A 520-nucleotide genomic window follows, 5' to 3' on the forward strand; every position below is an offset into this window, starting at 1 on the left:
CCCGAGCCGTCGGCTCGACCCTGAGCACGGTCAGTCAGGACAGCATACTGGCGGGTGCCAGTGCCGCGGCCGGTGGTGCACTGGGTGCCGGTTTCGCTGCTGTGAGCCTGATCAGCGTGGCCGCAGATGGTCTGTCAGCCTCCGCCAATACCCGTGCCGACATACGCTATTGGGCCGGACTGCCAGACACCATTCATGTCATACCGGTGACCGCTGCCGAGGGGGAGCCAGTCGTCGTTCGCTTCCTCGATCAGTACGATCAGCCTATCCCAGGGCTCACTGACTCAACCTCATTCCATTTTGATGGTCGCGGGGCGGGCCTGGCCTTTGCCACCTCCCGTCGCCCGAACCCAGGAGAAACTCAATGAACCCTCTCGTTAAAACATTGACCGCAGCAACCATGGGGCTCGGTCTGCTGGTGGGCTGTACCAGCCTGCCCTCTGACAGCACCGATCTGACTGAGCGCACGGCGCCAGTCACCATGAATTCCGTGGTATTCAGCGACTATAATCTGAAGCGC

1 pseudogene is annotated in these 520 nt (G+C 61.5%); it reads left to right on the top strand.

The window, feature by feature from the left end:
- Window positions 1-368: pseudogene (locus B3M52_RS08725) on the top strand (hypothetical protein); the annotation flags it as partial.
- Window positions 369-520: the final 152 nt, after the last annotated feature.

It is taken from the genome of Marinobacter sp. UBA2688 (assembly GCF_002352785.1).
GTDB lineage: Bacteria > Pseudomonadota > Gammaproteobacteria > Pseudomonadales > Oleiphilaceae > Marinobacter > Marinobacter salarius.